Below are 14,818 nucleotides of genomic sequence, written 5' to 3' on the forward strand. Positions count from 1 at the left end.
AACGTAGAAGATGTCACAGTAGACAATGATATGGCAATCGAAGAGTTTTTTGCGCCAAGTAATAATGCTCGCATGGCTGATGACTTCAGATCAGGTTATGTTGCGATTGTGGGACGTCCAAACGTGGGCAAATCAACGTTGATGAACCATTTGCTTGGTCAAAAGTTATCTATTACCTCACGTAAGCCACAAACGACCCGCCACCGTATTCACGGCATTTTATCGAACCATGAAATGCAAGCTGTGTTTGTTGATACACCAGGTATTCATCGTAATGAAGTCCGTGCAATTAACGAGCGTATGAATAAAGCGGCAGTGTCTGCTCTAGTGGATGTTGATCTTGTATTATTTGTGGTTGACTCAGATCAATGGCGTGATGATGATTTGCTAACGTTGCAAAAACTTGGTGAAACCAATTTGACAGTCGTACTAGTGATTAATAAATCGGATACGCTAAAAGACAAAGGCAGTGTGTTACCGCTTATTGAAACCTTCAATGAAAGTTTCGATTTTGCTGATATTGTTCCAGTATCTGCGCTCAAAAACCAAAATTTAGATCGTCTGCAAGAAGTCATTGCTTCACATCTGCCAATTGCCGCACCTATGTATGATACAGAGCAGATCACTGATCGCTCAGAGCGCTTTTTGGCTAGTGAAATCATCCGCGAAAAAATCATGCGTAGTGCAGGTGATGAAGTACCCTATGACTTGACCGTACAGATTGACGCTTTTAAAGATGAACCTGCGCATACTGATCCAAAGACAGGGCGTCCACGTAAAGCATGTACTTTTATTGATGCGACTATATTTGTTGAGCGCGGTGGTCAAAAAGCTATCATCATTGGTGATAAAGGTCAACGCATCAAGCAAGTCGGTATGGATGCGCGTAAAGATATGGAGCAGCTGTTTGATAAGAAAATTATGCTGACATTATGGGTCAAGGTAAAACGTGGTTGGTCTGATGACGAACGTGCATTGACCAGCTTGGGCTATTGATAGCGATTAAAGGGTAGTGCGGTAATACTGCTACACATATATTAAATGCTGAGGTGATAAACGATGCGTAACGAAGCGTTAATTGGTTATTTATTACATCAGCGACCTTATCAAGAAAAGCGTGCATTGTATTATCTTTTTTCTCAGCAGCATGGTGTGATTCATGGTGTTGGGAAAAAAGGCGCACCACTATTTATGCCTTTGCAACTTTTTGCGACGGGTAAACGTGATTTAAAAACATTCAGTCAAATTCATATCACCTCGCAAACGGTCACTCAGACAGATAGCGCATTAGAAGATAGTTTTGCCAAGACTTCACAAGCAGTACCTTACGCCAATATCAGTGGCCAACATCAATATGCAGCGTTGTATCTTAATGAGATACTTTGGCGCCTATTACCTACCGAAGATCCAATGCCTATTTTGTGGCAACATTATCAAACCAGTTTAGAGCGCCTTAAGCAGTCTTTGAGTGCTAATGAGCTACGCCTATGTTTGCGCCAATTTGAAAAGCATCTGTTTAATGAGCTTGGTTTTACGTTAACGCTAACACATGACAATGTCGAAGATAATATTGAGCCTGATGGTGTTTATCGGTTTTTACCTGATGTAGGTCTACTGCCTATTGTACAAAGCAATACTGAATCTGAACATTTGGAAAATAGCACTAGCCAAACGGTTCTCAAAGGTGTGGATATTATTGAAATGGCACATCTTGGTATTGTTGAGACGACACTAAACAATTGGTCAAATCTTCATCGGCATCTGATAGATCATTTACTTGATTATCAACCATTACAAAGTCGGCTACTATGGCAACAGCAGCAGCGCTATCAGTAAGTTTGTTTTTTTAAGTCATGTGGTTAATACGACATCTTTATTAATGCTAGCAATCAGTAGGATGGTCTGCGTTAGGTTTGTATCTGACAATACCTGCTTGGTTAAATGATATCTGGTACATCGTCTGGTTGTAAGAAGAGGTGGGACAGTACTTAATATGTCCGAAGTGTCCTCGAGGTTTGCCACTATCCCCCCAAAACTTAGTATAGTGACGTCTGCTACCTACTCTCAGTTTTACAGTACTGTACTTCAGGTTCAAAATCTGCTTAGCTAGCAAAGTATCTACTTGAGCATCAAAACGATGGTTGTTATTTTTATCTACAAACGCTAAAAGCGTTTTATCACCATTTCTATGGCATCGTCTTTCATTTTTAGCCAAACAGACTATTATATCTTGTCTACTGATATAACTTTCAGCTTTGGCTAGAGATAAAGTGTTTTCAAGCTGGCTCTTAACACGGTTTGCCTCCATACGTGTTAATTGTGTCAAAATACTTGGCGTGGCTATGGCAGTAACAATAGCCAATACTGAAATAGTCACCATCAACTCAACCAGAGTGAATCCTTGACTACTTTCTGATGATATCTTACGACGCCATCTCATAAGCTGCCATATCCCATAGTATTAAATTATTTTAATAAATGATCTAGCCTGTCCTATAGCTTCTACCAAACGCGATGCTTAGAGGCTTTCAATTAAAGTAGCTAAATGCTGCAACTGAAGTTAGTATACAAAACTGGTACGTTGGCAAATTTGCTTTATGCCTAGAACAATGTTGACTGTCTTAATATAAACAGAATATATACCTACTGTCAAAAAATGTTTCAATTAGTGAATTATCCATATTAAGCATAGAGAAAAATTATAAATTGTAATAAAATATGTTCAAACGGTAGGTGTGGTCTTATTAATATCTACCGCGAACTCACATGCAATAGATAAAATTCGTAAGGTATGTTAGTTCTGAGTAACTTAGGCAATGGATTGTGTTTTAGTTGCAACATCATCGTGTAATAATGTGTAGCTCGTTAACGAAAAACGTTGTAAACTGAATTGATAATCGCTAAGCTGCTTCTTAATTAGTTTTGCTCTGTAACTTAAATGTGTAAAAGATGTCTACTTTAAAGAAAACGTCTTGAGAATCGGTTTTGCTTAATGCATTACTAAAATTATCCTTTGGAGGAAGTCCATGAAACTGAATAAAATCGCTCTAGCACTGTTCGCTGTAACAGCTGCACCTTTAGCAGCTAATGCTGGTGTAACTATCAGCCCACTATTACTAGGTTATCACTACAGCGAAGGCGCTGATGATGATCAAGCGGAATTATTGGGAGACTATAGCGGTAATGGCGATAGCTATTACAAAGAAGATGGTCTTTACACTGGTGCAGCATTAGGTATCGAATTGACTCCTTCTACTCAGTTCCAAGTAGAGTATGGTGTATCAGATACTGATGCTATCCGCCAAGATGGTTCTGATAACTTTGATGCAGAACAAGAAATGATTTCTGGTAACTTCTTGATCGGTACTGAAGAGTTTACTGGTTATACTGATAGTGCACTTAAGCCTTATGTACTAGTTGGTGCTGGCCAGTCTAAGCTTGAGATTAAAGATTCTTCAGGTGATAAAGTTAGTGGTACTAAAGACACTATCGGTAACCTAGGTCTAGGTGCTATGTATCGTATCAACGATGCACTAAGCCTACGTGGTGAAGCTCGTGCGATTCACAACTTTGATAACAACTGGTGGGAAGGCATGGCCTTGGCCGGCCTAGAAGTTGTACTTGGTGGCCATTTAGCACCTACAGTAGCAGTACCACCAATGCAAGAGCCAATGGTTGATACTACTCCAGTAGTTGTTGTTGAAGCTGACCTTGATTCTGACGGTGATGGCGTACCTGATAGCATGGATGCATGCCCAGGCACTCCAATGAATGTGGTAGTTGATGAGCGCGGTTGCCCAGTACCAGTAGATATTACTGACGAGCTGAAAATGGAACTACGTGTATTCTTTGACAACGACAAATCAGCTATCAAAGCTCAATACCAGCCAGAAATCGCTAAAGTAGCAGAGAAGATGCGTGAGTATCCTAACTCTACAGCTCGTGTAGAAGGTCATGCTTCTAAGACTGGTCCTTCAGCACGTTACAACCAACGTCTATCTGAAGCTCGTGCCGTCGCTGTCAAATCTATGCTAACTAACGAATTCGGTATCGCTCCAAACCGTCTATCAACTGTTGGTTACGGTTATGACAACCCAATCGCATCAAACGACACTGAAGAAGGTCGTGCTATGAACCGTCGTGTTTATGCCATCATCACTGGTGACAAAACTATGACTGTTGAGCAAACTAAAGATATGGTTGTTCAGTAAGTATTAGCTAATCAGCTGTATAGTTAAGTATATGGTTACAAAAAAAGCCACCTAATGGGTGGCTTTTTTTTATTTGTGAATTGAGAAAAGTAAGTTATTTCATAAATTTATGAATCAATAATGTTATACTAGCCACCCAAACATTCTGTAAATTGACAGAATGTACATTAGCATAGCTATCTGTACGATGAATTTATCGGCATAGATATTTGATTATATTGATTTTTTTGATAGCACTTATACTGTGTTATCTAGATTTTAGTATCTATCTGATTGATGATAAGAGTTTATCCAGCGGCGCTTATTGCTACTGCATTTTTTTAAGACGACACGAGCATTTTATATGGCGAACGATATCAAACACCTGCGTAACATTGCAATTATTGCCCACGTTGACCACGGTAAAACAACTTTGGTTGATAAATTATTACATCAATCTGGTACTTTTGGTGATCGTGCAAACATCGCTGAACGTGCAATGGATTCAGGTGATATTGAGCAAGAACGTGGTATTACTATTTTGGCTAAAAACACAGCTATCCGCTGGACAGATCAGACTTCAGAAACTGAATACCGTATTAACATTGTTGATACCCCAGGTCACGCCGATTTTGGTGGTGAAGTTGAGCGTGTAATGTCAATGGTTGACTGCGTATTGCTAGTTGTCGATGCTGTTGATGGTCCAATGCCTCAGACTCGTTTTGTAACGCAAAAAGCATTTGAGCAAGGTCTAAAACCAATTGTTGTTATCAATAAAATTGACCGTCCTGGATCACGCCCTGACTGGGTAATGGATCAAATCTTTGATTTGTTTGATAACTTAGGTGCTAATGACGAACAGCTTGATTTCCCAGTTGTTTATGCGTCGGCATTGAATGGTATTGCAGGTCTAGAAGCAGATGATCTAGCTGATGACATGACCCCACTGTTCAAAACTATCGTTGATGTTGTACAGCCCCCACAAGTTGATGCTGATGCTCCGTTCCGTATGCAAATCTCAAGCCTTGATTACAACAGCTTTGTTGGTGTGATTGGTATTGGTCGTATCCAGCGTGGTAAAGTTAAACTTAACACGCCAGTGACCATTATCGATAAGCATGGTAAGACACGTAACGGCCGTATCCTGAAAATTATGGGCTATCATGGTCTTGATCGTATCGATGTTGAAGATGCGCAGGCAGGTGATATCGTTTGTATTACTGGTATCGATGCACTAAATATTTCTGATACCATCTGTGATCCTAATAATGTTGAAGCGCTACCACCACTAACGGTTGATCAACCTACAGTATCGATGAACTTCCAAGTAAACAATTCACCGTTTGCTGGCCGTGATGGTAAGTTTGTGACGTCACGTAATATTCGTGAGCGTCTTGAGCGTGAGTTGATTCATAACGTGGCATTGCGTGTAGAAGATACTGAGTCTCCTGATAAATTTAAGGTATCAGGTCGCGGTGAGCTTCATCTATCTGTACTTATCGAAAACATGCGCCGTGAAGGTTTCGAGATGGGCGTATCAGGTCCAGAAGTTATCGTAAAAGAAGTTGATGGTAAGCTACAAGAGCCGTACGAAAACGTTGTTTTCGATATTGAAGAAGAGCATCAAGGTTCTATCATGGAGCAGGTCGGTCTACGTAAAGGCGAGATGACCAATATGGAGCTTGATGGTAAAGGTCGTATGCGCATTGAAGCCACGATCCCAGCTCGCGGTTTGATTGGTTTCCGCTCTGAGTTTTTAACATTGACTTCAGGTAGCGGTATCATGACGTCAAGCTTCTCACATTACGGTCCACAAAAGATCGGTGATGTTGGTGGTCGCTCTAATGGCGTATTGGTTTCTATGGCAAACGGTACTTGCTTAGGTTTTGCACTATTTAACCTACAGAAACGTGGTAAGTTATTTGCTGAGCCACAGCTTGAAGTTTACGAAGGTATGATTGTTGGTCTTAACTCTCGTAACGATGATATGACAGTTAACCCAACGACTGCTAAACAGCTTACCAACGTACGTGCAAGTGGCACCGATGAAGCATTGACGTTGACGCCAGCCGTTAAATTCACTCTTGAGCAAGCGCTTGAGTTTATTCAAGACGACGAATTGGTTGAAGTAACGCCAAAAGCGGTGCGTATCCGTAAGCGTTACTTAACTGAAAGTGAGCGTAAGCGTCACGGTCGTAGCAAGAAAGGTGCTTAATATTTTAGTATCTCTAAAATAAAGCAACAAAAAAGGCTAACGTAACGTTAGCCTTTTTTTGTGTCTGTTCATAAATTGTTTGTTCACAAGTTGACAGTTGTTAATCTACTCAAAAAACCGTCAAAAATAGTAGTCTATGGAATGACAGTTCTATGGAGTGACAACCACATAATCGTTGGTATTAATCAGAATCTCTGATGGTTGATCAACGACGATACGTACAATATTATTATCAACAACCTGCGATTTATAGTAGTTGTCTTCGGCAACGGTACAGCCTAAACATCTTCCCATGGCATCCCAAGGCTCAACAAACAATTTTTGCTGCGCTTGGTCTGCATTACCCCCAATAAGTGAGAAGGGTAGACTAACGAGATACACTGCGGTACCAGCCACAGCATTAACGAGCTGTAATGGCTTGCCAACGACTGTATCAACTACCATTGTTTCGTATGAAGGACCAAAGTCAGTCTCGTCTATTTCTATGGCTGCAAAAGTAGGCTGCATACTAGCAACCATTAACCCTAAGGTAGCAACAACAGTAAAAAGATTTTGCTTAACTGTGCGTTGGGTTTTAGCTTTAACAGTCATGACGATATCCTAAGATTCATAATTAGTATGATTAATGGCTGCTGCTGTCTTCACACGAGAATAATGCGGCAACGATATACGGGTATAGTATTACAGAAAAATAAATAGCTTGCACTGTTTATGTAAGAGCTCCTTCTATTAAAGCAAGATGCACGTCAATAAGCAACAAGAATGCGCAGGATATTCTTACTGCAATAAAACATATTTTGCTCAGTTAGAGCGACTTGGTAAGAGTGCTCGCTTGAGCTTAAGGCAAAATAAGGCGCCATGTATAGCCAGCGGTTATGCTAGCGGTTGACACTCTGGACAGTAAACGCTGGCTCTACCATTGAGTTTTATATTCTCTAATGTAGTGTCGCAATGTAGACAGTGCTCTCCTTGGCGACCATAAACGTTCAACGTTTGCTGAAAGTAACCAGTCTGACCACTCGCTACTGTAAAATCCCGTAGCGTCGAGCCCCCAAGCTTAATGGCCTTTTTTAGAATATCTTTAATATGCTCAACCAAAATAACAAGTTGATCGTATGAAAGTTGGTTAGCAGGGGTAGCAGGATGAATGCCTGATAGATAAAGGCTTTCGGTCGCATAAATATTGCCAACACCCACCACGACTTTTTGTTCCATAATCACTGATTTGATGGCTCGAGTGATAGATTTTTGCTGTTTGGTTGATGAGGGTTTGTTCAGTGCTGTGCCGAGATCATCTTTATAGACAGGGTCAGTACGTTGAATAAAAGCGTACAGATAATCTGCAGTGAATACCTTTGAGAGTGGTTCAGGACCTAAGTGATCTAATAATTTAGTACCATAATCTTTGTACCATAGTACTGAGCCAAAACGTCTAGGATCATAGTAATGTAGTTGAGACTTTGTATTGTCGGCATTGTTAAAAGTAATGATCAAATGATCATGTTTGCGTTTATCAGTGCCATAGGGATGCTGCTGCAAACTACCTGACATTCCTAAATGAACGAGCAGCTGAAGTGGTGATGCTGTTTTGTTGGAGGCAGATTTGTCATCAACTATGACAGGCAAAAAATTGAGAACGAGATATTTTGCTCGACGCTCCACGCTATTTAACGTGTGATTCACTACATTATCTAGGTCATCTGGCATTGCCCAGCGTAATTTGGGTTGGAACACTTTTATATCAGCTACCTGTTGTCCCAATAGCGGTGCAAGGCTGGTTTTGGTCGTTTCTACTTCTGGCAATTCAGGCATAGTATTCTTATGATAACTCTATTGTTGAATAATCGATATATAGATAACGGTATAACTTAAGCGACAGCACGGCGAGCATGCAAAATACCATGTTGCTGCTCTAGCTTTGCTAGTAGCTTAGACAAGTGTGCCAACCCTGAAACCTCGATATGAAACTTTAGAAAGGCAATATTGTCATCATTACTAAGGGTCTGAACTTGGCGAATATTGACATTTTCTTTGTCAATAATTTGCGTCAGATCACGCAATAAACCACGCCTGTCGTATGCCTCCACATGAATATCAACTGGTTGATAGCGACCTGATTGTACCTCCCAAGCTGCTTCGATTTTGCGTTCGGGATCACGCTCAACCAGACGTGTATATTCAGGGCAACCGCGGTTATGAACACTCACGCCTCGTGATAACGTAATATATCCAGCGATTGGTTCGCCGTGCACAGGATGACAGCAGCCTGCTAAGTTGACCTCAATATTATCTAGACCATCGATATGGATTTTGTAAGCATCAATCTTACCTGAGTCTCTATTGTCCACATGAGAGGTGAAATTCTCTGACGGTATTTCAGGCTCTAGATGCAGCTGACGCGAGATATGACTGGTAAGCTGATTAAGTCCAATATCACCTGTAACAAGACCCACAATAATATCATCGGTGGTATTAACGTGAAAATGCTGAATATAGTCATTTAAATCAATACTATTAGGATGTACAGACAGGCGCTCAAGCTCTTTGCTGAGCATCTGGCGACCTATCTCTATATTCTTATCACGATCTTGTTTATTGAACCACTGACGCAGTTTTGAGCGCGCACGGTTGGTATGAATATAACCTAGTGAGGCCACTAACCAGTCGCGGTTTGGCTCACGTGAAGACTTGGTAATAATCTCAACCTGCTCACCTGTTTTGAGTTGATAGGTCAGTGGTACATAGCGCTGATTGACTCGAGCGGCTTGGGCACTGTTGCCTACTTGAGTATGCACGTAGTAGGCAAAATCAAGAACAGTTGCACCTTTGGGCAGTTCGGTAATGTCGCCATCACGACTAAAGATATAAATACGCTCGAGCTCGTCGAAATCAACGAGTTGTTCTTCTTCATCGAACTCTGTATCATCTATCTCTTCGCCTGTGAGAGTAGATGAGCGCGTTTGACTACGCGTTTCATTATTAATAGACAATAACTGACGTAGCGAGCTGATTCTTTGATTTAAGTAGTTGTCCTTTTTGTTCTTCAGACCTTCTTTATAGTTGACATGCGCACACATGCCAAGCTCAGCCTCAAAATGCATTTCGTGCGTACGAATCTGCACTTCCAGTGATTTGTTCTCAGCAATGACTGCAGTATGTAGAGAGCGATAGCCATTTGACTTTGGATTGGTAATATAGTCATCAAACTGCTCAGGAATATAACGCCACAAGCCATGTACCAGACCCAAAACATGATAGCAGTCAGAGGGATTGGTTACCAATACACGTAGTGCACGAATATCATAAAGCTGATCGAACGACAAACCCTTAAGTTTCATTTTGCGATAAATGGAATAGATGTGTTTGACACGTCCGGAGACCTCACCTTCAATATTTGCCTGTGCTAGTGAATCATTGAGCTTGTCTTGTACACGTTGGATGTAGGATTCCCGCTCGCTGCGTTTTTCTGACAGTAATTTGGCAATTTCTTTATATCTGTCAGGCGCAAGATAACGAAAAGCCAAGTCTTCAAGCTCCCATTTTAGCTGTGCAATACCCAAGCGATGCGCGAGCGGTGCATAAATAGTCATGACTTCGCGTGCAACCCGGCTCTGACGCTCTTCATTAGAAAAGGTCAGCTCACGCATGGCAAAAGTACGCTCTGCCAGCTTAATAAGAACCACGCGCACGTCATTGGTGACAGAGATAAGCATACTGTAGATGTTTGACAGCTGATCACGTTGGTTGTTTACGAAGTGGTCTTCTAAGCGCTTGTTGCTCTCAATAATTTCTGAGAGCTTACCCATGGCTAAGGTGTCTTTGACCAGCGTATGGACGTCTGAGCCGAAGTTTTTCTCTACTTCAGCAAGACTAATGATAGACTTACGAGCACTACGGTATAACATGGCTGCGACAAGCGCATCTTCATCCTGATAAAGATAGGTCAATATATCAGTCATGCCGATGCCAGTTACATAAGCCCCTGAACGCTCAGATTGGCTGGTGTTCATATGATTGCGGATAAACTCACAGGCAGCACTAAGATGAGGTACTGACTCTTGTCCAATGCGTTTGGCAACATTATCTAGCCATGTTGGGACGTCGATATTGGCTTGATCTATATCAACAGGGTCGAGCTCTTCATTTGACTGCGCGTAGGTATTGTCTACTTGCTCATTATCAAGCTTGGGATCGCGGCCATCATAAGTATGTGCAGCGGAGCGATCAAAAGTCGTATGTAGCTTATGAGTTGCCAGCTGGTATTTGATATCGAGGGGAATTTGGGCATAGCTATTGGCCGACTGATGAGAACGTTGGCTCGCCACCAGTTGCGCCGCCAGTGTTGCACTATCGGCCTGTGTGGTCTGTCCATCCACCAGTGGTAATCCTTCACGAATCTTTACCATAGCCGACTCCTCTTAGCTATTTTGAATTGATTATAACCTCATCTACTATGCACACACTCTGAATTGACGATTCATAAAGTGCCAGCTATAAACCAATACAACTGCTAAAAATGTTATTTTTAGCAGCTATAAAATGCGCGTAAAATATATAAAGCTATGAGCGTAGGTACTTCTTATACTTTGATCTAAAATATAAGAAGATTGTTTACTATTATCTCACTTTGAAATGACAAATCAAGCGAGCGTCTGTAATGACTATGGCTAATTGTATGAAGTAGCCGTTATTTCTTGATAAGAACTTACCCAAATTTTGTATCAGATTATGTCATCATCAAACGTCTACTTAATATGGCTTATTCATCATATGATAAGCTTAAATTAAACGGCTACTTTTTCAAAGCGAGCAATAGATTCAACATGGCCCGTATGGCAGAACATGTCCATTACACCCGCGTGTGTTAGACGATAGCCTTGCTCTAGCAATGCCTTTGTATCACGAGCAAGCGTTGCTGGATTACAAGAGACATAGACGATACGCTCCGCATTGAACTTTGGCAAATACTGCATAATCTCCCACGCACCAGAGCGTGGTGGATCGATCAATAGTGCATCAAAACCTTGATTGGCCCAAGGCTTGTCAGTGCAGTCTTGCGTCAAATCTTGACTATAAAATTCAGTGTTATTGATACCATTGCGGCGTGCGTTGTCAGCCGCGCGTTCGGTCATGGCTTCGCTACCTTCGACCCCAATCACTGAACCTGTCTCTCCAACTAGACGCGCTAAAGGTAGACTAAAGTTGCCCAAACCACTGAACAGATCCAGCACTCGTTCGCCTGCTTTTAGATCCAACAAGTCGCAAGCCAGCTTCGTCATTTGACGGTTTACAGATAGGTTGACTTGGGTAAAGTCAGTAGGGATAAACTCAAAGGTTAAGTCATATTCTGGCAGTTGATAATACAAGCGACCAAACTGCTCGCTTAAGTCGTCGGCATCGGTTAAAGCGATACGTTGAATGCTATCAGCACCTTTCGACTGCAGATATAGCTGCCAGTTACGCGCTGCAAAGAATACTTTTAGTTTATCTATATCCGCATCTGACAATGGTTCTAAGTTACGCACGATAAGGGCAACTGGCTGATTACCATCGGGCAGCTCAGGCAAATGCTCACCCATCGCAAGTTCAAGCTGAGCAATCTTGTCACGACTCTCTAATGTGCTGATTAAAGTCTTTAGGTTTTCAATCTCAAAGCCAATACGTGGGTCTAAGATATGACATTCATTTAACTCTGCCAAAAAGTTGCTTGAGCGCTCACGGAAGCCGACCAGCGCCGTTTCTTTTTTGACCACGTAACGTACGCCTAGACGTGCTTTGGTACGGTAGCCAAGTCGGTCGCCAACGACAGGAGGTAGCCAGTTATCAGGAACTGCATTGGCTTGATGTACCAGCATCTCAGCAAGTACAGTTTGCTTAAAGTTTATCTGACCGTCTGGCTGCCAATGTTGTAAATTACAACCACCGCAAACCCCAAAATGCGGGCAAGGCGGTACTGCACGTTCAGGATTTGGATTGGCAGTAATACTAATTGCATCCCCTTCTTCAAAACTGGCACGGCTATTGGTTATTTTGACCAAGGCACTTTCGCCCGGTAGTGCAAAGCTGACAAAGATTTTTTTGCCGTGTTTGTCTTCAGCGTGACTATCGTCAATACCAAAGCCATTACCATAGACAGCAACGCCGCGACCATCGTGTGATAAGCCGTCAATATTAAATGGAATCGGTTCTGCATCCTTTAGACGACGACGCGTTTTTGATGATGGTTTAGATTTTTTCTTACTAGGCGGAATAGCAATCTTCTGGGTATCGTTCGTTTGAGCTTCATTCGTTTGAATGTCACTGTTTTGTGATGTCGCATCAGATGCTATAGGCGTTTTTGAGTCGGTGGGTTGCATAAACCTGCCTTAATAATAAATAACTAGAAAAGGGGAGTGAAAGCTGCTGATCGTACTATGGCTACAATGTAGGTGCCGATGACCAGTCAGCAATAAATTCTTGGTGCCGCGGACTACCGTCTGCTTGGGTATACTGTGCCAGATAGTCGTAGCTCTGCTGTTGCCAGGCATCGAAGCCTGGCGAGGATAACTGCCCTGTAAGACGTAACCAGCGTAGATAGATAAGCCACGTGTTCATCACATCAGACTCACAATATATCGAAAGGGTTTGCCAGTCTCCACTCTCGACTAGAGCACCGACCATGCTACCGTTAACGTCAGTCTTGCCTGGTAAGCCATATAAACTGGCGACGATATCCATAGCTTCGCGGCGACTGGCACCGTATTGACTAAATCTGTCCATCAAATCAAGGTGACGCGTGTGGAAGCGATTGACATAGTTATCAAAACGCATGTTTTTGATGCGTTCGCCTTCTTCAAACAGCCAGGGCGCTGATAGGTCGTATTGCATCGCACGATATATCAGTACAGGGATGTCAAAGCCCGAACCATTCCAGCTGATGAGCTGTGGCAATGTCTCAACATCGCTAAACGCTCGAAAAAACTTAGAAAGTATGTCTTTTTCGCTAAACTTATCTGCAGTTAACGAAAACAACGATAACTTGCCGTCTTTGATATATAACGCTGAGATACAGACAATGCGCTGTAGTGGCAAGCGCATAAAGTCATGCCCTGCCTCTTGCGTCCGGATTGCCGTCAGTGCGCTCAACGTATCTGCATCGTTGAGCTGCGCCAGCTGCGGATAGATACGACGCGCAGCATCAATATCGGCAACCGTCTCGATATCAAAGACGAGTATAGGGTCAGATGGTAGCGATTGTGACATGAATAATCCTAACTATTTATCAGCATTTGTAAGCTAGCTGGTTATAAGCTTAATTGGTGGCGTCATCTATAGCGCTATCATCGACGCTGTATAGACCGGTTGATAAATAACGATCTCCACGATCGCAGACGATAAAGGCAATAACAGCATCAGGATTGTTTTTAGCTACTTGCGTTGCTGCCCAGGTAGCGGCGCCTGAGGATACACCAGCAAAAATACCTTCGTTCTTCGCCAGTTTGCGCATGTAAATCTCAGCGATATGCTGATCAACATCCATGACATCATCTACCAAGTCTGCGTCAAAGATACCTGGCATATATGCAGCAGGCCAACGGCGGATGCCAGCAATAGAAGCTTCTTCATCGGGTTGCAAACCGATGATTTGGATATCTGGATTTTGTTCTTTTAGATACCGTGAGACACCTGTGATGGTACCTGTAGTACCCATTGAACTAATAAAATGAGTGATTTTACCGTCGGTTTGTGCCCACAGTTCCGGCCCTGTGGTTAGGTAATGTGCTTGGCTATTATCAGGATTGTTAAACTGATCTAACACGATGCCTTTGCCGTCGGTTTGCATCTGTAATGCCAAGTCACGCGCCGCTTCCATACCTTCATCCACCTCAATCAACGTCGCGCCATAAGCAATCATAGCGTCTTTACGTTCTTGAGTTGAGTTGGTTGGCATTAGCAAGGTGATTGGATAGCCGCGCATTGCCGCGACCATGGCTAGCGCAATACCAGTATTGCCACTAGTTGCTTCAATCAACATGTCGCCAGGCTTGATATCACCGCGCTGTTCGGCTTGATAGATCATATTAAAGGCCGGGCGATCCTTTACAGAACCAGCAGGGTTGTTGCCTTCCAGTTTAGCCAATAGCGTGGCACCATTGTCGATGTGCTCTTGCTCAGGCAGTCGCTGTAATTTGACCAGTGGCGTTTGACCGACACAATCAGCAAGCGTGGTCACTTGAGTGATAAAGTTGGTGTTTGATATGGCCGTAGCGGACATAAGCGATCCTTATTTATTTTTTAGAATATTTTTTGGGTAACCGTTTTGGATAGGGTTACTGTTTTTATTGTTTGATAATAATTCGAGACAGCTGCTTTGTATATTGGTTTATGGTGAGAAGCAAACCAAAACGTGAAGGCAGTAGAATACGCTCCCATA

At 42.4% G+C, this 14,818-nt stretch carries 11 protein-coding genes; 4 read left to right on the top strand and 7 right to left on the bottom strand.

Translation table 11 applies throughout. From position 1 onward, the window contains the following. The first annotated feature begins 30 nt into the window (after window positions 1–30). Together era and recO are read left to right on the top strand one after the other, a co-directional pair. Window positions 31–996, top strand: a complete 966-nt coding sequence (gene era, locus AC5JPT_RS11395) for a GTPase Era (RefSeq protein ID WP_493858475.1) — start codon at window positions 31–33, stop codon at window positions 994–996. A gap of 63 nt (window positions 997–1,059) precedes the next feature. Next, a complete protein-coding gene (recO, locus tag AC5JPT_RS11400; RefSeq protein WP_493858175.1) occupies window positions 1,060–1,836 on the top strand; it encodes a DNA repair protein RecO in 777 nt (258 codons plus the stop codon). A 46-nt stretch (window positions 1,837–1,882) separates the two neighbouring features. Here the strand turns inward: recO and AC5JPT_RS11405 are convergent, their stop codons facing one another. Next, entirely contained in the window at window positions 1,883–2,440 is a 558-nt protein-coding gene (locus AC5JPT_RS11405; RefSeq protein ID WP_493858176.1) for a pilus assembly FimT family protein, read from the bottom strand. 586 nt (window positions 2,441–3,026) lie between these two features. On the opposite strand from AC5JPT_RS11405, the gene AC5JPT_RS11410 reads away from it, so the two are divergent. Then, the gene (locus AC5JPT_RS11410) at window positions 3,027–4,211 is read left to right on the top strand and encodes an OmpA family protein (protein ID WP_493853600.1); all 1,185 of its coding nucleotides are present in this window, start codon (window positions 3,027–3,029) and stop codon (window positions 4,209–4,211) included. Window positions 4,212–4,554: 343 nt separating this feature from the next. Beyond that, window positions 4,555–6,405: a translational GTPase TypA gene (gene typA, locus AC5JPT_RS11415; protein WP_319051900.1), complete on the top strand. Its 1,851-nt coding sequence runs from the start codon at window positions 4,555–4,557 to the stop codon at window positions 6,403–6,405. A 150-nt stretch (window positions 6,406–6,555) separates the two neighbouring features. On the opposite strand, the gene AC5JPT_RS11420 is transcribed toward typA, so the two are convergent. The 6 genes from AC5JPT_RS11420 to cysM form a co-directional block, all read right to left on the bottom strand. Then, complete coding sequence (locus tag AC5JPT_RS11420; protein WP_319051899.1) at window positions 6,556–6,996, bottom strand: hypothetical protein; 441 nt, start codon at window positions 6,994–6,996, stop codon at window positions 6,556–6,558. A 282-nt stretch (window positions 6,997–7,278) separates the two neighbouring features. Then, the gene (gene mutM / locus AC5JPT_RS11425) at window positions 7,279–8,217 is read right to left on the bottom strand and encodes a bifunctional DNA-formamidopyrimidine glycosylase/DNA-(apurinic or apyrimidinic site) lyase (protein WP_493858177.1); all 939 of its coding nucleotides are present in this window, start codon (window positions 8,215–8,217) and stop codon (window positions 7,279–7,281) included. A 56-nt stretch (window positions 8,218–8,273) separates the two neighbouring features. Next, a complete protein-coding gene (locus tag AC5JPT_RS11430) occupies window positions 8,274–10,811 on the bottom strand; it encodes a RelA/SpoT family protein (protein WP_493858178.1) in 2,538 nt (845 codons plus the stop codon). 378 nt (window positions 10,812–11,189) lie between these two features. Next, window positions 11,190–12,761 carry a 23S rRNA (uracil(1939)-C(5))-methyltransferase RlmD gene (gene rlmD / locus AC5JPT_RS11435; protein WP_493858179.1) on the bottom strand — a complete coding sequence of 524 codons (1,572 nt, stop codon included), beginning with the start codon at window positions 12,759–12,761 and terminating at the stop codon, window positions 11,190–11,192. 61 nt (window positions 12,762–12,822) lie between these two features. Then, window positions 12,823–13,647 carry a 3'-5' exonuclease gene (locus AC5JPT_RS11440; RefSeq protein ID WP_493858180.1) on the bottom strand — a complete coding sequence of 275 codons (825 nt, stop codon included), beginning with the start codon at window positions 13,645–13,647 and terminating at the stop codon, window positions 12,823–12,825. A 49-nt stretch (window positions 13,648–13,696) separates the two neighbouring features. Continuing rightward, a complete protein-coding gene (cysM, locus tag AC5JPT_RS11445; protein ID WP_493858181.1) occupies window positions 13,697–14,659 on the bottom strand; it encodes a cysteine synthase CysM in 963 nt (320 codons plus the stop codon). Between the last annotated feature and the right edge of the window lie 159 nt (window positions 14,660–14,818).

The organism is Psychrobacter sp. H26 (assembly GCF_059073035.1).